Source organism: Geodermatophilus nigrescens, from assembly GCF_900129495.1.
GTDB lineage: Bacteria > Actinomycetota > Actinomycetes > Mycobacteriales > Geodermatophilaceae > Geodermatophilus > Geodermatophilus nigrescens.
This window is the reverse complement of sequence record NZ_FQVX01000001.1, coordinates 323,593-339,993: the sequence shown is the minus strand read 5'-3', so window position 1 is coordinate 339,993 and position 16,401 is coordinate 323,593. Positions and strand designations below refer to the sequence as shown.

The 16,401-nt window shown below is 76.3% G+C and carries 20 protein-coding genes; 10 read left to right on the top strand and 10 right to left on the bottom strand.

The genetic code is table 11. The features are described from left to right. Positions 1 to 26: 26 nt before the first annotated feature. Genes BUE37_RS01600 through BUE37_RS01590 form a run of 3 tightly spaced genes read left to right on the top strand, consistent with a single transcriptional unit; the run spans position 27 to position 2,076 of the window. Positions 27 to 959, top strand: coding sequence for an ABC transporter ATP-binding protein (locus BUE37_RS01600; protein ID WP_073418206.1), 933 nt, complete (start codon positions 27 to 29; stop codon positions 957 to 959). After that, complete coding sequence (locus tag BUE37_RS01595; RefSeq protein WP_073418204.1) at positions 956 to 1,810, top strand: ABC transporter permease; 855 nt, start codon at positions 956 to 958, stop codon at positions 1,808 to 1,810. Before BUE37_RS01600 ends, BUE37_RS01595 begins: the two co-directional genes overlap by 4 nt. Continuing rightward, positions 1,807 to 2,076 (top strand): helix-turn-helix transcriptional regulator, encoded by a 270-nt coding sequence (locus tag BUE37_RS01590; protein WP_073419454.1) that lies wholly within the window; start codon positions 1,807 to 1,809, stop codon positions 2,074 to 2,076. The genes BUE37_RS01595 and BUE37_RS01590 overlap by 4 nt, the downstream gene beginning before the upstream one ends. Before the next feature lie 3 nt (positions 2,077 to 2,079). Here the strand turns inward: BUE37_RS01590 and BUE37_RS01585 are convergent, their stop codons facing one another. From BUE37_RS01585 to soxR, 4 genes are all read right to left on the bottom strand, one after another. Beyond that, positions 2,080 to 2,757, bottom strand: coding sequence for a class F sortase (locus tag BUE37_RS01585; RefSeq protein ID WP_083628158.1), 678 nt, complete (start codon positions 2,755 to 2,757; stop codon positions 2,080 to 2,082). Further along, a complete protein-coding gene (locus BUE37_RS23595; protein WP_175562771.1) occupies positions 2,738 to 3,511 on the bottom strand; it encodes a hypothetical protein in 774 nt (257 codons plus the stop codon). Before BUE37_RS23595 ends, BUE37_RS01585 begins: the two co-directional genes overlap by 20 nt. Before the next feature lie 262 nt (positions 3,512 to 3,773). Beyond that, positions 3,774 to 4,616 carry a 4,5-DOPA-extradiol-dioxygenase gene (ygiD, locus tag BUE37_RS01575; RefSeq protein ID WP_073419452.1) on the bottom strand — a complete coding sequence of 281 codons (843 nt, stop codon included), beginning with the start codon at positions 4,614 to 4,616 and terminating at the stop codon, positions 3,774 to 3,776. A 49-nt stretch (positions 4,617 to 4,665) separates the two neighbouring features. Then, complete coding sequence (gene soxR, locus BUE37_RS01570; RefSeq protein ID WP_073418201.1) at positions 4,666 to 5,172, bottom strand: redox-sensitive transcriptional activator SoxR; 507 nt, start codon at positions 5,170 to 5,172, stop codon at positions 4,666 to 4,668. 46 nt (positions 5,173 to 5,218) lie between these two features. Here soxR and BUE37_RS01565 point away from each other — a divergent pair, with 46 nt between their 5' ends. Next, a complete protein-coding gene (locus BUE37_RS01565; RefSeq protein WP_073418199.1) occupies positions 5,219 to 5,914 on the top strand; it encodes an SDR family NAD(P)-dependent oxidoreductase in 696 nt (231 codons plus the stop codon). Continuing rightward, positions 5,911 to 6,951 carry an S-adenosylmethionine:tRNA ribosyltransferase-isomerase gene (locus tag BUE37_RS01560; protein WP_245794233.1) on the top strand — a complete coding sequence of 347 codons (1,041 nt, stop codon included), beginning with the start codon at positions 5,911 to 5,913 and terminating at the stop codon, positions 6,949 to 6,951. The genes BUE37_RS01565 and BUE37_RS01560 overlap by 4 nt, the downstream gene beginning before the upstream one ends. Positions 6,952 to 6,954: 3 nt before the next feature. Here BUE37_RS01560 and BUE37_RS01555 read toward each other — a convergent pair whose 3' ends face one another. Continuing rightward, complete coding sequence (locus tag BUE37_RS01555) at positions 6,955 to 7,659, bottom strand: (2Fe-2S)-binding protein (RefSeq protein ID WP_245794232.1); 705 nt, start codon at positions 7,657 to 7,659, stop codon at positions 6,955 to 6,957. Between the two features lie 135 nt (positions 7,660 to 7,794). Here BUE37_RS01555 and acs point away from each other — a divergent pair, with 135 nt between their 5' ends. The 3 genes from acs to BUE37_RS01540 all read left to right on the top strand — a co-directional run bounded on the left by acs (position 7,795) and on the right by BUE37_RS01540 (position 11,341). Further along, a complete protein-coding gene (gene acs / locus BUE37_RS01550; protein ID WP_073418197.1) occupies positions 7,795 to 9,747 on the top strand; it encodes an acetate--CoA ligase in 1,953 nt (650 codons plus the stop codon). Between the two features lie 134 nt (positions 9,748 to 9,881). Then, positions 9,882 to 10,394 carry a phage holin family protein gene (locus tag BUE37_RS01545; RefSeq protein ID WP_073418195.1) on the top strand — a complete coding sequence of 171 codons (513 nt, stop codon included), beginning with the start codon at positions 9,882 to 9,884 and terminating at the stop codon, positions 10,392 to 10,394. Continuing rightward, positions 10,391 to 11,341, top strand: coding sequence for an alpha/beta fold hydrolase (locus tag BUE37_RS01540; protein WP_083628154.1), 951 nt, complete (start codon positions 10,391 to 10,393; stop codon positions 11,339 to 11,341). The genes BUE37_RS01545 and BUE37_RS01540 overlap by 4 nt, the downstream gene beginning before the upstream one ends. Here BUE37_RS01540 and BUE37_RS01535 read toward each other — a convergent pair whose 3' ends face one another. The 5 genes from BUE37_RS01535 to nth are packed head-to-tail and all read right to left on the bottom strand — an operon-like array spanning position 11,342 to position 15,130. Next, positions 11,342 to 12,523, bottom strand: a complete 1,182-nt coding sequence (locus BUE37_RS01535) for a MarP family serine protease (RefSeq protein ID WP_073418192.1) — start codon at positions 12,521 to 12,523, stop codon at positions 11,342 to 11,344. It abuts the gene before it with no gap. Positions 12,524 to 12,526: 3 nt separating this feature from the next. Further along, complete coding sequence (locus BUE37_RS01530) at positions 12,527 to 12,991, bottom strand: cupredoxin domain-containing protein (RefSeq protein ID WP_139252785.1); 465 nt, start codon at positions 12,989 to 12,991, stop codon at positions 12,527 to 12,529. Beyond that, the gene (locus tag BUE37_RS01525; RefSeq protein ID WP_245794231.1) at positions 12,988 to 13,758 is read right to left on the bottom strand and encodes an NUDIX hydrolase; all 771 of its coding nucleotides are present in this window, start codon (positions 13,756 to 13,758) and stop codon (positions 12,988 to 12,990) included. Before BUE37_RS01525 ends, BUE37_RS01530 begins: the two co-directional genes overlap by 4 nt. Next, positions 13,755 to 14,339, bottom strand: coding sequence for a TlpA family protein disulfide reductase (locus tag BUE37_RS01520; RefSeq protein WP_073418190.1), 585 nt, complete (start codon positions 14,337 to 14,339; stop codon positions 13,755 to 13,757). Before BUE37_RS01520 ends, BUE37_RS01525 begins: the two co-directional genes overlap by 4 nt. Then, positions 14,336 to 15,130, bottom strand: coding sequence for an endonuclease III (nth, locus tag BUE37_RS01515; protein ID WP_073418188.1), 795 nt, complete (start codon positions 15,128 to 15,130; stop codon positions 14,336 to 14,338). The genes BUE37_RS01520 and nth overlap by 4 nt, the downstream gene beginning before the upstream one ends. A gap of 93 nt (positions 15,131 to 15,223) precedes the next feature. On the opposite strand from nth, the gene BUE37_RS01510 reads away from it, so the two are divergent. After that, entirely contained in the window at positions 15,224 to 15,463 is a 240-nt protein-coding gene (locus BUE37_RS01510) for a hypothetical protein (protein WP_083628424.1), read from the top strand. A gap of 173 nt (positions 15,464 to 15,636) precedes the next feature. Next, entirely contained in the window at positions 15,637 to 16,311 is a 675-nt protein-coding gene (locus BUE37_RS01505) for a Crp/Fnr family transcriptional regulator (protein WP_073418184.1), read from the top strand. Positions 16,312 to 16,401: the final 90 nt, after the last annotated feature.

Here is a 16,401-nt window from a genome sequence, read left to right as displayed (position 1 = left end):
TCGCCACCGACAGATCGGAGGCGACGATGCCCCGTCCCGACAGTCCCGACGACCCGGTGGTCGACGTCCGCGGCCTGCGGATGGCCTACGGCACGAACGAGGTGCTGACCGGCGTCGACCTCACCGTCTCCGCGGGCGAGGTGGTCTGCCTGCTCGGCCCCAACGGCGCGGGCAAGACCACGACGATCGAGATCCTGGAGGGCTTCCGCGCCCCCTCGGCGGGCACCGTCCGGGTGCTCGGCAAGGACCCGATGCGGGCCGGCGACGCCTGGCGGGCCCGGGTGGGGGTGGTGCTGCAGTCCTGGCGCGACCACGCCCGCTGGACCCCGCGCCGCCTGCTCACCCAGCTCGGCGACTACTACGCGCCGTACTCCACGCCCGAGCGGCCGCGGCCCTACGAGGTCGGCTGGCTGCTGGACACCGTCGGGCTCACCGAGCACGCCGACCGCAAGATCGTCGGGCTCTCCGGCGGCCAGCGGCGCCGGCTCGACGTCGCGGTGGGCATCATCGGCCGCCCCGAGCTGCTCTTCCTCGACGAGCCGACGGCGGGCTTCGACCCGCAGGCCCGGCGCGACTTCCACGACCTGGTGCACCGGCTGTCCGACCTCGAGGGCACCACGATCCTGCTGACCACGCACGACCTCGCCGAGGCGGAGAAGCTGGCCGACCGGATCCTCATCCTGGCCGGCGGCCGGATCGTCGCCGACGGCAGCGCCGACGAGCTGGGCCGCCAGGTCGCCGGCAGGTCGGAGGTGCGCTGGGCCTGCGGCGCCGAGCGCTTCGTGCACCCGACCGACGACGTCGTCGCCTTCGTCCGGCGCCTGTTCGAGCAGCACGGCGGGGAGCTCACCGACCTCGAGGTGCGGCGGGCGAGCCTCGAGGACACCTACCTGGCCATGGTGCAGCGGTTCGAGTCCGGCGCCCGGACCCGGCCGGTGCTCGAGGAGGTCGTGCGATGAACCCGACCCGGCACGCCATCGGCCTGGGCCTGCGCCGCGGCTGGACGGAGTTCCTGCAGAGCGTCCGCAGCCCGCAGGACCAGGGCTTCTACCTGTTCACGGCGGTCGGCACGGTGCTGCTGCTGTGGTTCAACCGGGACAACGAGATCGGCGACTCGGGGATCTTCTACCCGACCTACGCACTGCCGAGCATCCTCGGCGCCCTGGTGGCCTTCGGGGTGGTCATCGGCCCGGCGTTCGCCCTGGCGATGGAGCGCGAGGACGGCACGCTGCTGCGGCACAAGGCGCTGCCGCACGGCATGCAGGGCTACGTGACCGGGCAGCTCACCTACCACTCGCTGAGCCTGCTGCCCTCGCTGCTGACCATCCTCGTGCCGAGCCTGCTGCTGTTCGACGGGCTCATGTCCGGCGGGGCCGCCGGCTGGCTGACCGTGGCGTGGGTCGTCGTCCTGGGTCTGCTGGCCACGCTGCCGCTCGGCATGGTGCTCGGCTCGGTCGTGCCCGGCACGCAGAAGGTGGGCACCTGGGGGATGCTGCCCATCCTCGTGCTGACCGCGATCTCGGGGATCTTCTTCCCGCTGCAGGCGCTGTGGGGCTGGGTGCAGGGCCTCGCGCAGGTCTTCCCCGTCTACTGGATCGGCCTGGGCCTGCGGTCGGCCTTCCTCCCCGACGCGGCGGTGACCCTCGAGGTGGGCGACTCCTGGCGCACCGGGCTGACGGTGCTGGTGCTCGCCGCCTGGGCCGTGGCCGGCGCGCTGGTCACCCCGCGGGTGCTGCGCCGGATGGCCCGCCGGCAGTCCGGCTCCACGGTCGAGGCGGCCCGCGAGGCGTCGCTGCAGTGGGTGCGGTGAGCGGCGACCGCGACGCGGTCTACAACCGGATCGCCCTCCTGCGCGCCGAGCAGGGGGTGACCCGGCGCGACCTGGCCGACGCGCTCGGCGTGCACTACCAAACGGTCGGCTACCTGGAGCGCGGCGAGTACAACCCCAGCCTGCACCTGGCGCTGCGCATCGCGGAGTTCTTCGGGCTGCCGGTGGAGGTCGTCTTCTCCACCCGGCCGTTCCCGCGGATCAGCGACGCCGCCCGCCCGGCCGATCCCCCCGCCGCGGCCGGCTGACGCTCAGACGACGTCGGCGAAGACGACGGTGTTGTCCTCGCTGGCGCCGGCCTCCTCGTCGTACTCCCCGCCGCAGGTGACCAGCGCGAGGTCGGCGCCCTCCGGATGGCCGTTGAGCGCCTCGGCCAGCGCGGGCGTGGCCTTGTCCAGGCCGGTCACCGGCTCGCCGAGGACCCGCAACCGGAGCACCGCGCCGCCCGCGTCGACGAGCACCACCTCGTCGCCGGCGGCGAGCCCGGGCAGCGGGTCGAAGACGGCGCCGCCGTCCGCCCCGGCGTGGCCGAGCAGGACGGCCATCCGCCCGGAGCCGGGCGCGGGCCCGTCGGACCACCACGACGTCGTCCGCATCGACGCCGGGACCCCGTAGCCGTCGACGGCCTCCCCGGTGAAGGGGTTCTCGTACCGCACGGTGCCGCGGGTCTCGACGGCGGTGTCGACGCCGATGGCCGGAATGGCGATGCGCGCCGGGACGACGGGCCCGTCGGCCGGGGCGCCCGCGGCGGGGAGGGCGGGCACCTCCCCGGTCGCCGGGACGGCCGGGAGGGAGACCGCCGGCGGCGCCGCGGCGTCGGCGGCCGGGCGCCCGGTCCAGACGAACACCCCGGCCCCGGCGAGCAGCACGACGAGGAAGGCCAGCAGCGGCAGCCGCTGGCCGGAGAGCTCACGGGCGACGGACCGCACGGGACCGCACCCGGGAGACGGCGGCGCCGGTGGTGCCGGCGACCAGCACGCCGCCGCCGAGCAGCGCGAGCGGCACGCCGCCGGCGTCGTCGGACCGGGAGGCCGTGACGGTCTCCACGGCCCCGTCGCCGCCGGTCGGTGCGTAGCCCAGGTACCGCACGGGGTGCTCGCCCACCGGCGCCGCGGCGGGCGCGGCCGGTGGCGGCGCCTCGTGCGCCGGCTCCGGCGCGGGCGTCCCGGGAGCGGCCGGCAGCGCGGGCAGGCAGGCCTGGAAGGCGGCGAGCAGCTCCTCGACGTCGGTGGCCACCTGCCCGGCGGCGGGGCCGAGGGGAGCCGGGTCGAGCGCCGCCGGCTGCCCGGACGCGAGCCCGGTCAGCGCGCCCTGCAGCCCCGCGACCAGGTCCTGCACCGCCGCCGCCGGGTCCTGCGACAGCACCCCGTTCAACAGGCCCCGGACGCCGTCGGCCACGCCCTGGACGCAGTGCTCCGGCACGCCGAGGGGGGTGAGCGCGGACTGCAGGCCGGACACGAGCTCCTGCGGGAGGGGCGGCACCGGGCCCTCCTCCTCCGCGGGGGCCGGTCCGGCGGGCGGCTGCTCGCCGGCACCGGCACCGGCGCCGGCGCCGGGCAGCGGCAGCGGCAGGGCGTCGGCGCCGGGGGCCGGCGGCGGGGCGGCGTCGTCCCCGCCCTGCTCCTCCCCGCCCTGCCCGGTGACCGCCTGCTCGAGCGTGGTCCCGACCTCCTCGAGCGGCACGGGAGCGTCTCCGGGTGCGGCCGCGGCCACGCCGGGCACCGCGACGACCGCGGCGGCCAGACCGGTGACGAGCAGCGCCCGGCGGCCGCGCGGCCTGCGGGTCGGGGAGCGGTGCGAGGACGGCGACAACGGGACCCCCAGGGGACGTCAGGACAGGAGCGGCGCTCCCGTCCCGGGGGCAACGACCGTGACATCGATCGGTGACGGACCCCTCCGTCATGCCGGTCCACCGTCACGCTCCGGAGCGAACCGGTGACTCCGCTCAGATGTTGGCGCCGGCCGGCGGTGGCTCGTCCGGCAGCGGCGCGGCGAAGCCGGTGCCCCCGGCTGGGGTCGCGGGCATGCCGACCGTGTACGAGGTCATCGACAGCGAGCCGTACGCGTAGCCGCCCACGAGGACGTCCGCCGTCGTGCCCGTGGCGGCCGCGATGCCGGCCAGGTACAGCAGCGGCAGGAAGTGGTCGGGTGTGGGGACGGCGAGGTCGAAGTCGCGGTGCCCGTCGAGCCGGGTCACCGACGCGGGGTCGGTGAGCAGGCACTCGCGGGCGGCGTCGTCGAAGCGCCGGGCCCAGTCGAAGCCGGCGTCGGGCATGGCCCGGCTGACCCCGCCGAGGTTGTGCACGACGTTGCCGCTGCCGACGACCAGCACGCCGTCCTCGCGCAGCGGCGCGAGCGCCGCGCCCATCTGGAAGTGGTGGTCGGCGCCCTTGAGGGCGTTGATCGACAGCTGCGCCACCGGGACGTCGGCGTCGGGGAAGGCGTGCCGCAGCACCGACCAGGCGCCGTGGTCGATGCCCCAGCTGTCGACGTCGGCGCCCACCCAGGTGGGGGCGACGACGTCGGCCACCTGCTCCTGCAGCTCGGGCAGGCCGGGCGCCGGGTACTCGACGTCGAAGAGCTCCGGCGGGAAGCCGAAGAAGTCGTGGATGGTGCGCGGCTGCGGCATCGCGGTCACCGCCGTGGCGTGCACGTACCAGTGCGCCGACACGACCAGGATCGCGCGCGGGCGCGGGACGGCGCGGCCGAGCGCCGCCCAGGCCTCGGTGTAGCGGTTGCGCTCGAGCGCGTTCATCGGGTTGCCGTGGCCGATGAAGGCAGCGGGCATGACGGTCACTCGGCTCTCCCCCTCCGTCGACGGCGCGCTCCCGACCGGATCATCGCCTCCCCGCCTCCGGAGCGCGAGGGGCGGCCGGGAGGGCGGCCCGCCCGGCCGGGGGCAGTCGGCGCAGCAGCGGGGACAGCCGGCGGGCACCCGGGCCCTCGCGGCCGGCGACGTCGCCGGGGTTGGACAGCGCGCAGGAGCCCAGCGACAGGCAGCCGCAGCCGATGCACGACGTCAGCCCGTCGCGCAACTGCTCCAGCGCGGCGATCTGCGCGTCGAGCCGGTCGCGCCAGTCGCGCGAGAGCCGCTCCCAGTCGCGAGCCGACGGGGTGCGCCCGTCGGGCAGCGAGGCCAGCGCCGCGCGGATCTCCGGCAGCGACAACCCGACGTTCTGGGCCGCGCGGACGAAGGCCAGGCGGCGCAGCACCGAGCGCCGGTAGCGGCGCGCGCCGCCCGGTGTCCGCTCGGCACTGATCAGGCCCTCGGCCTCGTAGTGGCGCAGGGCCGAGTGGGCCAGGCCCGAGCGGGCGGCCACCTCCCCGATCGCGAGCAGCTCCACGGCGCCCCCTTGACCTCAAGTCGACTTCAGGTCAGAGCGTAGCCCCATGACGCCCACCGCCCTGGTCACCGGCGCCTCCCGCGGGCTCGGCCTGGCCCTCACCGCCGCCCTGACGCGCCGCGGCACGCGCGTCGTCGTCGACGCCCGCGACGCCGCCCGGCTCGCGGCCGCCGTCGGCGCCCTCCCCCACCGCGACCTGGTGACCGCGCTGCCCGGCGACATCACCGACCCCGCCCACCGCGCCGCCCTCGCCCGCGCCGCCGGCGACCGGCTCGACCTGCTGGTGCTCAACGCCTCCGCCCTCGGCCCGGCGCCGCTGCCGCGCCTCGCCGACCTCCCGCCCGCCGCGTTCGAGGAGGTGCTGCGGGTGAACGCCGTCGCCCCGCTCGCGCTGGTGCAGGCCGCGCTGCCGGCCCTCGAGCCTGCCTGCGGCACCGTCGTGTCGGTGAGCAGCGACGCCGCCGTCGAGGCCTACGAGGGCTGGGGCGGCTACGGCGCCGGCAAGGCCGCGCTGGACCTGCTCACCGCCGTCCTCGCCGTCGAGCACCCCGGCCTGCGCGTGCTCGCCGTCGACCCCGGCGACATGGCCACCGACATGCACGCCGCCGCCGATCCCGGCGCCGACCCGGCCGATCTGGCCGATCCGGCCGACGTCGCGGCCGCGCTGCTGGACCTGCTCGACGGCGACGTCGCGGGCCCGCGGGTACGGCTGGCCGACCTGACGCCGGCGGCGCGGCCGTGACCGCCGCGGCCGCGTCGCACGCACCGGTGCCGATGGGCTCGGTGGCCACCGGGCCGCCGGAGCGCCGGGGCCTGACCCGCGACGGCGTGCGGCTGCTGGCCGTCCGCCCCGGCAGCCTCACCTCGGCCCGCTTCCGCGACCTGCCCGACCTGCTGGAGCCCGGCGACCTGCTGGTCGTGAACACGTCCGCGACGCTGCCCGCCCGGCTGACCGCCCGCCGCGCCGACGGCTCGCCGACGCCGCTGCACGTGTCGACGACGCTCGACGACGGCTCGTGGGTGGTCGAGGTGCGCCGCCCGGACGACGACGGCCCCGAGACGCGGCTGGAGCCCGGCACCGCGCTCTACCTGCCCGGCGGGGTGCGCCTGGTGCTGCGCGCGGGCTTCCCCGACCCGGGGACGCCCGAGCGGCTGTGGCGTGCGCACGCGACCCCCGCGGTGGCGGTGCCCGCGTACCTGGCGCGGCACGGCGAGCCGGTGCGCTACGGGTACCTGACGGCGCCGGTGGCCCTCGCCGACGTCCGCAACGTCTACGCCACCGAGCCCGGCAGCGCGGAGAACGCCAGCGCCGGGCGCCCGTTCACGGACCGGCTGCTCGTCCGGCTGATGGCCCGCGGCGTCCCGGTGGTCCCGCTGGTGCTGCACGCCGGCGTCTCCAGCCCCGAGGTGTACGAGCCGTCGGCGCCCGAGCGCTACCGCGTCCCGGAGGTCACCGCCCGGCTGGTGACGGCGACGCGGGACGCCGGGCGGCGGGTGGTCGCCGTCGGCACCACCGTCACCCGGGCGCTGGAGACCGTCACCGGCGAGGACGGCGTGACCCGCCCCGGCGAGGGCTGGACCGACCTCGTCCTCGGCCCGGAGCGGCCGGCGCGCGCGGTGACCGGCCTGCTCACCGGGCTGCACGCGCCGGAGGCGAGCCACCTGCAGCTGCTGCGGTCGGTGGCCGGCGGGGACCTGGTGGCCCGCGCCTACCGCGCCGCGGCCGAGGGCGGGTACCTGTGGCACGAGTTCGGCGACTCGATGCTGTTCCTGCCCTGAGCCTCACCAGAGGCCGGCGGCGTCCTCCAGCAGCAGGCGGCGGTGCTCCGGGGCCCGGGCCGGGCAGGCGGTGCACATCGGCTGCCCGGGCAGCCGGACCAGCAGGCAGCAGGAGGCCCGCCGCACGAACCGGGTGCCGCCGACGTCGGTGTACCGCGGCGCGGGCATCGGGTGCCCGACGGCGCCGGCGACGGGCGCGGCCAGCGCGGTCACCGCCGCGACGTCGCCCAGCGCCCGGCCGAGGGCGAGCAGCCGGCCGGCCAGCGAGTCGGTGGCCACCGCCCACAGCGGCCGCTCCCGCATCCCGCCCGCCTCGGCCACCGCCGCGACCGCCGACCCGAGCGAGGCGCGCAGCTCCCCGGCGGGGTCGTCCCCGGCCGGCGCCGACGACACCCCGCCCAGCAGCACGCCGCCGACCTCGTACAGCGTCGTGTCGGCCAGCCGCGCCGACAGCGGGCGCCCGGTGGCCAGGCCCGCGGCCACCGGCGTCAGCAGCACCGCCGACGCCGAGTACCACCACACCGTGGCGAGGGCCCGCCGGTCGGCGCTGCGGTGCCGGGCGCCCAGCGCGGCCACCCGCTCCGCCGTCCACCCGGGGTCGGCCAGCAGGGCCGCCGGGACCCGGCGCGCGGCGGGTGGCGCGAGCAGGCCGAGGCCGGCCGCGCCGGGCACCCGGGCCGCCACCGCCGCCTGCGGTCCGCCGTCCACCGGGCCAGTGTCCGCGAGACCGCCACAGCCCGGCCGCACAGGGCCGCGCCGCGCGGTCCCGGGGGCCCTACGGTGTGTGCTGGCACACGCCGCCCTCCCGGCGGCGGACCAGACCCGAGACGGAGGGAGCCCCACGTGAGCGAGTCGACCGGGCCGGAGGGCCGCCGCTTCCCGGCGCCGCAGCAGCTGGCCGCCGCCGCGAACGTCGGCCCGGACGTGTACGCCGAGGCCGACCGCGACCGCCTGGCCTTCTGGGAGACCCAGGCGCGCCGGCTGAGCTGGGCGCAGGAGTGGGACGAGGTGCTCGACTGGAGCAAGCCGCCGTTCGCCAAGTGGTTCGTCGGCGGGAAGCTCAACGTCGCCTACAACTGCCTCGACCGGCACGTGGAGGCCGGCCACGGCGACCAGGTGGCCTACCACTGGGAGGGCGAGCCCGGCGACACCCGCACGCTCACCTACGCCCAGCTCACCGAGGACGTCTGCCGGGCCGCGAACGCGCTGCTCGAGCTCGGCGTGCAGGCCGGTGACCGCGTCGCCATCTACATGCCGATGATCCCCGAGACGGTCGTCGCGATGCTGGCCTGCGCCCGCATCGGCGCCGTGCACATGGTCGTCTTCGGCGGCTTCTCCGCCGACGCGCTGGCCAGCCGGCTCGACGACGCCGGCGCCGTCCTGGTCATCACCGCCGACGGCGGCTACCGCCGCGGGGCGCCGAGCGCGCTCAAGCCCGCCGTCGACGACGCCGTCGGCCGCAGCCCGGGCGTCCGCAACGTGCTGGTGGTCAAGCGGACCGAGCAGGACGTCGAGTGGACCGAGGGCCGCGACCTGTGGTGGCACGACGTCGTCGACCGGCAGTCGCCGCGGCACACGCCCGAGGCGTTCGACGCCGAGCACCCGCTCTACATCATGTACACCTCGGGCACGACGGCGAAGCCCAAGGGCATCCTGCACACCTCCGGCGGCTACCTCACCCAGGTCGCGTTCACGCACTGGGCGACGTTCGACCTCAAGCCCGACACCGACGTCTACTGGACCGCCGCCGACGTCGGCTGGGTCACCGGCCACAGCTACATCGTCTACGGGCCGCTGGCCAACCGGGCGACGTCGGTGATGTACGAGGGGACGCCGGAGACGCCGCACCGCGGCCGCTGGTTCGAGCTGATCCAGAAGTACGGCGTGACGATCCTCTACACCGCCCCCACGGTGATCCGGACGGTCATGAAGTGGGGCGAGGACATCCCTGCCGGCTTCGACCTGACCTCGCTGCGCCTGCTGGGCTCGGTCGGCGAGCCGATCAACCCCGAGGCGTGGCTCTGGTACCACCAGAACATCGGCGGCGGCCGCTGCCCGATCATGGACACCTGGTGGCAGACCGAGACCGGCGCGCACATGATCACCCCGCTGCCCGGCGTCACCGACCTCGTCCCCGGCTCCGCGCAGCACCCGTTCCCCGGCATCTCCGCGAAGGTCGTCGACGACGAGGGCAACGAGCTCGGCGACGACTCGACCGGCCTGCTGGTGCTCACCGAGCCGTGGCCGTCGATGCTGCGCACCATCTGGGGCGACGACGACCGCTACGTCGACACCTACTGGTCGCGGTTCGGGACGAACGTCTACTTCGCCGGCGACGGCGCCAAGAAGGACGCCGACGGCAACATCTGGCTGCTCGGCCGGGTCGACGACGTCATGAACGTCTCGGGGCACCGCATCTCGACCACCGAGGTCGAGTCCTCGCTGGTGGGCCACCCGACCGTGGCCGAGGCCGCCGTCGTCGGCGCGTCGGACCCGACGACCGGGCAGGGCATCGTCGCCTTCGTGATCCTGCGCGGGTCGGCCGAGGACTCCGGCGAGGACCTCGTGCAGACGCTGCGCAACCACGTCGCCCGGGACATCGGCCCGATCGCCAAGCCGCGGCAGATCATGGTCGTCCAGGAGCTGCCCAAGACGCGGTCCGGGAAGATCATGCGGCGCCTGCTGCGCGACGTCGCGGAGAACCGCGAGCTCGGTGACGTCACCACGCTCACCGACTCCTCGGTCATGAACCTGATCAAGGAGAAGCTCCCCGCGAGCAGCGGCTCCGACGACTGAGCGGGCACCTCGCCGCCCCGGCCTCCCCGCACGATCAGGGGAGGCCGGGGCGCGCGTCCGGCGATCATGGGGGACGATCACCCGCAAGCCGTCGCGAGCGGCCGCCCGCCGAGCCCCACCAGGGAGGAGCCCCCGTGGCCCACAGCGCGTCGTCCACCCAGCCCGCCGGGCGGCATGCCGGCTCCGCCGCCGCCGACGACCCCTCGGTGGGCGCGCTCGTGCAGAGCGCCATGGCCGACGTCTCCACGCTGATCCGCGCGGAGATCGAGCTGGCGAAGTCGGAGATCGGCCGCTCGGCGAAGAAGGCCGGCGTGAGCGTCGGGCTCTTCGCCGCCGCCGGGGTGCTCCTGGCCTTCGCCGGGATCTACCTGTTCGTCACCATCGCCGAGTTCCTGACCTGGCTGGGCCTGCCCCGCTGGGTGTCCTACCTGATCGTCACCGTCGGGCTGCTGCTCGTCGCCGGGGTGGCCGCGCTCATCGGGCTGCGGATGCTCAAGAAGATCGACAAGCCCGAGCGGACGATGGAGTCGCTGCGCGAGCTGCCCGACGTCATGCACCGCGAGGCGCCCGGCGCCCGCCGCCGCGCGCTGCCGACGGTCAGCAACGGGCGCGTCGAGCGGCGCTCCCCCGACACCTACCTGGTCTGAGCGCGGCCGGCGGGCGGCCGGGCGGCGTCCCGGCCGACGAGCGGCCCGACGCCACCAGCGTCCTGCTGCCCGGCCCCTGGCTGCACCGCGACGCCTCGGCCAACGGCGTCCGGCTGCACCTCGCCGAGGCGGGGTCCGGCCCGCTGGTCCTGCTGCTGCACGGGTTCCCGCAGTTCTGGTGGACCTGGCGGGCGCAGCTACCCGCCCTCGCCGACGCCGGCTTCCGCGCCGTCGCGCCCGACCTGCGCGGCTACGGCGCCAGCGACAAACCGCCGCGCGGCTACGACCTGCCCACCGCGGCCGGCGACGTCGCGGCGCTGGTGCGCGCGCTCGGCGAGAAGGACGCCGTCGTCGTCGGCCACGACTGGGGCGGGCTCGTGGCCTGGACGATGGCCGCGCTGCACCCGCGGGTGGTGCGCCGGCTCGTCGTCGTCTCGATGGCCCACCCGCGGCTGCTGCGGGCGGGCCTGCGCGACCGCGCCCAGCGGCGGGCGCTGCGGCACGTGCTCGGCTTCCAGCTGCCGCGGCTGCCCGAGCGGCGGCTCACCCGCGCCGACGACGACCCGGTGGCGGAGTTCCTGCGCAACTGGGCGGGGCCCGGGTGGACGCACACCGCCGACTTCGCCGAGGCCGTCGAGCGCTACCGCTCGGCGGCGCGCATCCCGCAGGCGGCCTACGGGTCGATGGAGTACTTCCGCTGGGCCGGCCGCTCCCAGGTGCGCCCCGACGGTCTGCGCTACGCCCGCCGGATGGCCGCGCCGGTGACCGCGCCGACCCTGCAGCTGCACGGGTCGGCCGACCCGCTGGTGCTGCCGGGCACCGCGCGCGGCTCGGGCCGGTACGTGGCCGGCGCCTACGAGTGGCGGGAGCTGCCGGGCGTCGGCCACTTCCCGCCCGAGGAGGCGGCGGCCGACGTCACCCGCGCGGTCCGCGACTGGGCGCGCTAGTCACTCGCAGGGGCCGGTGTCGGCGGCCGCGGTGGCCGCCGCACCCGCCGTCGCGGCCGGGGCGACCTGCTGCGCGGTGAGCGCGTAGCCGGTGGTCGGGTCGTCGATCGCCGAGGCGAACACGACGCCGATGACCTGGCCGGCCGGGTCGAACAGCGGGCCGCCGGAGTTACCCGAGCGCACGTCGCCGAACAGCGCGTAGACGTCGCGCTGCACCGTCCGGGTGTTGCGGAAGTCGGGGCCGCTGATCGGGCCCTGGTCGCGCACCCGGGCGGCGCCGACGAACAACGGGCCGCCGCCGGGGTAGCCCATGATGATCGCGTCGTCGCCGGTGTCCGAGACGCCCGCGGCGAAGGCCAGCGGCACCTGCGGCAGGTCGGGGACGGCGAGCACGGCGACGTCGACCTCCTCGTCGACGTACACCGGGGTCGCCTCGTACTCCTCGCCCTCCGCCTCGACCACCGGGTCGCTGACGCCGGCGAGCACGTGGGCGTTGGTCATCACCCGGCCCGGCGCGTAGACGAAGCCCGACCCGTCGATCTGCCGCGAGCACGACGGCGCGATGCCGCTGATCTTCACGACCGAGCCGCTGACCTGGCCGACCACCGGGCTGCCGGCCAGCGCCGGGTCGGGCGCGTCGACCTCGCGGGCCTGGGTCGGGGTGAGCGGGTCGAGCACGTCGGGCAGCCCGCGCCGGTCGATGGCCTCGCGCAGCGAGTCGTAGACCGAGCGCACGCTGTCGGGCACCGCCCGGTCCACGGCCTGCACCAGCGCCGACTGGCGCACCTGCCCGGCCACCTGGGGGAACGGCGCGGTGGCCAGCGGGCTGGCCACCATCCACGCGACCAGCAGCACGGCCACCGCCGAGACGACGGCGCCGGCCACCGAGTCGAGCACCTCGGCCGGCTCCCAGGTGACCCGCCGCCGCACGGCCCGGCCGACCGCGCCCGCCAGCACCTGCCCGAGCAGCGCCCCGGCGAGCACCACGACCAGCGCGGCGAACACGCGGGTGACCGGCGTGCTGTCGAGCCGGTCGGCCACCGGGCCGGAGAGCTGGGCGCCGAGCACCGCACCGCCGAGGAACCCGAGGAACGACGTCGCGGAGACCACCAGCCCCTGGCGGAACCCGGAGAAGGCGAAGACCAGGGCGAGGGCGATGAGGAGCAGGTCGACCAGCGACATGGCTCAGCCGCGCACGGTCATGACGCCGACCTGGCCGAGCTGCACGTGGAAGCTGCACTCGAAGGGGTGCTCGCCGGGCGCGGCGACCTCGAACTCGATCGTCTCGGTGGCCCCCGCCGCGAGCAGCGGGATCTCCTCGGCGATCTCCTCGGGGCCCCGGCCGGGCGTGAAGCGGAAGTTGTGCGTGGCCTGGGTGGCGGTGCTCTCGACGGTCAACCGCACCCGCCCCGGCGCCACGGTGAAGGTGTCGGGCACGAAGACGTAGTCGTCCGGCGTCTGGATGGTGACCTCCTGGACGCCGTCCTCGGCGACGGTCACCTGCCCGAGCGAGGCGTCCGGGGTCGACGACGGCGCGGCGGCGCCGCCGTCGTCGGAACCGCAGCCGGCCAGCACGCCGGCGGCGAGCACCGCGCCGGCCAGTGCCGCGGGGGCGCGGCGCGTCCAGATCGCGGTCGTCGGCGTCCTCATCGCCGCGGAACCGTACTTGCCGGGGGCCCGTCCGCCGCGACGTCGGCGACGCTCGGCGCGGCGGCGTCCTCCGCCCCGCCCTCCCCCAGCGAGCCCGGCGCGGCCTCGGGGCGCGGCGCGACGGCCTCCAATGGCCGCACGTCGCGCACGTCCCACGGCCGGGCCAGGCCGGTGGCCTCGAGGATCGCCTCCATCAGCCCGCCGGTGAAGCCCCACACGACCATCCCGGCGACGTCGAACGCCGGGCCGACGTAGCCCGCCGGGTGGCGCACGCGGAACCGGTTGGCCGGGTCGGTGAGGTCGGCGAGCGGCACGCGGGCGACCCGCGCCACCTCGCGCGGGTCGCCGACCACGACGTCGGCGGGCTCGTCCCACCACGCCACCACCGGGACGACGAGGTTGTCGGAGTAGGGCAGGAAGAGCTCGGGCAGCGTGGCGAGCACCCGCACGCCCGCCGGGTCGACGCCGGCCTCCTCCTGGGCCTCGCGCAGCGCCGTGGTGACGGGGTAGTCCTCCCCCGCGTCGGCGCCGCCGCCGGGGAAGGCGGGCTGGCCCGCGTGCGTGCGCAGCCGGGCGGACTTCTCGATGAGCAGGACGTCGGGGCCGCGCGGGCCCTCGCCGAACAGCACGAGGACCGCCGAGCGGCGCGGCGTTCCGGTGACCGACGGGAAGCGGTGGCGCAGCGGCAGGTCGGCGGAGGCGGCCAGGAGCCGCTGCAGCCACCCGGGGAGGTCGGAGGTGTCGGCGCCGGGCAGCACGCCGGTCACAGCTGCACCCCGAGGTGCTCGGCGACCAGCGCCCGCAGCTCGTCGGTCGACGCGACCGGGCCCAGCTTCACGAAGGCCACCGATCCGTCCGCCGCGAGGAACACCGTGTGCGGCAGCCCCTGCAGGCCCAGCGCCGCCGCGACCTCGCCGTCGCGGTCGAAGGCGCCGGGCAGCGTGACGCCCGAGTCGTCGGCGAACGACGCCGCCTGCGGCACGCCGTCCTGGCTGATGACGCCGAGCACGCGGACGCGGTCGCCGCCGAGGTCGGCGAGCTCCTGCACCAGCGGGAGCTCCTCGCGGCAGGGGCCGCACCAGCTGGCCCAGAGGTTCAGCACGGTGGGCACGCCCTGGCCGCGGCCGAGGTCGAGCGTCCCGCCGCTGAAGCACTCGAGGGGTGCGACCCCGGCCAGGTCCCCGGTCGCGGGCTCGTCGGGCTGCTCCGGGCAGGGCGCCAGGTCGGTCTCGGTCGAGGCGACCGTCGCCCGCTGCTCCGGGGCCGGCTCGTCGGCGGAGGCGGTGCAGGCCGACAGGAGGGCGACCGCCCCGAGCAGCAGCGCGGCCGCACGCCGCCCGGCGCTCACTCGGTGTCCGACGCCGCGGGCGTCTTGACCAGCTTCAGCGCCAGCTCCGGGTCGGTGGGGCCGATGCCGTAGGAGGGGCACCAGCGGGCCAGGCCGCACGCCCCGCAGGCCGCCTTCTTGGCGTGGCAGACCCGCCGGCCGTGGAAGATCACGCGGTGGCTGAACATCGTCCAGTCGCGCTTGGGGACCAGCTCGGCGATCTCGGCCTCGACCTTGACCGGGTCCTCCTCGGCGGTCCAGCCGAAGCGGCGCACGAGCCGGCCGAAGTGGGTGTCGACCGTGAGCCCGGGGACGTCGAAGGCGTTGCCCAGGACGACGTTCGCCGTCTTGCGGCCGACGCCGGGCAGCGTCACCAGGTCGGCCATGCGGCCGGGCACCTCGCCGTCGAAGCGCTCGACCAGCGCCTGCGCGAGCCCGAGCACCGAGTTCGCCTTGGCGCGGAAGAAGCCGGTGGGCTTGAGGATCTCCTCGACCTCGGCCCGGTCGGCCGCGGCCAGCGCCACCGGGTCGGGGTAGCGCGCGAACAGCGCCGGCGTCACCTTGTTCACCGTCTTGTCGGTGGTCTGCGCCGACAGGACGGTGGCGACCAGCAGCTCGAAGGCGTTGGTGAAGTCGAGCTCGCAGTGCGCGTCGGGGTGGATGACGGCGAGCTCGCGGGCCATGCGGCGGGCGCGGCGGGTGCGCGCCAGCGGCGTCTCGTCGGGGTCGAACGGCACGGCGGCCGGACGGCGGGCGGGAGCGCGACGCGCCGCGGGGCGCGCGTAGGGCTGCTCGGATACCGGCGAGGACACGCGGTCGAGGGTAGGCGTCACCGGCGACGGTCCCGGGCGCGTGCCACCATGGCGGTGCAGGCCGAAAGCCGGCGACCCGATCGGGAGGTGACCGTGGTCGCACTGATCGTCATCCTGTTCCCGCCGATGGTCATCGCGTTCCTGCTGGTGATGGAGCGCGTGGAGGAACCGCTGCGCCGGCCCACGTCGCCGCGCGAGGTGGCCGAGTTCCTGCAGTCGGCGACGCCGGGTGAGGTCGACACGCTGGCCGCCTCCGGCATCCGCCGGGCCATGGCGCGCTGGCGCCGTCGTCGCCGCTCGCGGGTGCAGAAGAGCACCGAACCGCTGGTCTGAGGGCCGGTCCGGCCCGCGCGGGCGGGGACCGCCGGCCGCCGTCCTCCCCCCGACGGGTCACGTCGCGTCACACCGAACGGGTGACGAGTCGCACAGCCGCCTAGACTCCTCGTGGATGCGGGTGCCTTCGCCCCGCAGGTGGAGCGCGAGACGGTGGGGTGGGACGACACGTGGTGGACGAGGTACTGGCTCAGTCGGGGCTCTTCCAGGGGCTCTCGGAGGAGGCCGTCGACCCGGTCGCCAGCCGTCTGGAGACGATCACGCTGCCCCGCGGCCGGGTGGTGTTCAACGAGGGCGAGCCGGGCGACAGCCTCTACATCGTGTTGAGCGGCAAGATCAAGCTGTCCCGCCGCTCCCCCGACGGCCGCGAGAACGTGCTCGCGGTCATGGGCCCGTCCGACCAGTTCGGTGAGCTGTCGGTCTTCGACCCCGGCCCGCGCACGGCCACGGCCACCGCGGTCACCGACGTGAAGCTGGCCAAGATGCCGCAGTCGGTGCTGCGCCCGTGGATCGAGGCGCACCCGGAGGTCGGCGAGCGGCTCCTGCACGTGCTGGCCCGCCGGCTGCGCCGCACCAACGACTCGGTCGCCGACCTGATCTTCACCGACGTGCCCGGCCGCGTGGCCAAGGCCCTGCTGCAGATGGCCGACCGCTTCGGCAGCCGCGAGGCCGACGGCCTGCGCGTCAAGCACGACCTGACGCAGGAGGAGCTGGCCCAGCTGGTCGGCGCCTCCCGCGAGACGGTGAACAAGGCGCTGGCCGACTTCGTGCACCGCGGCTGGATCCAGCTGCAGGGCAAGTCCGTCGTCGTCCTGGACGAGGACCGCCTCCGCCGCCGCGCGCGATGACACCGCGGTCCTACCGGACCGCACCGCGGCCAGGTGCCGTCCCGGCCTGAGCTGAGCCGCTGCCCGTGTCCCGGTCGGGAGGCCCTCCGG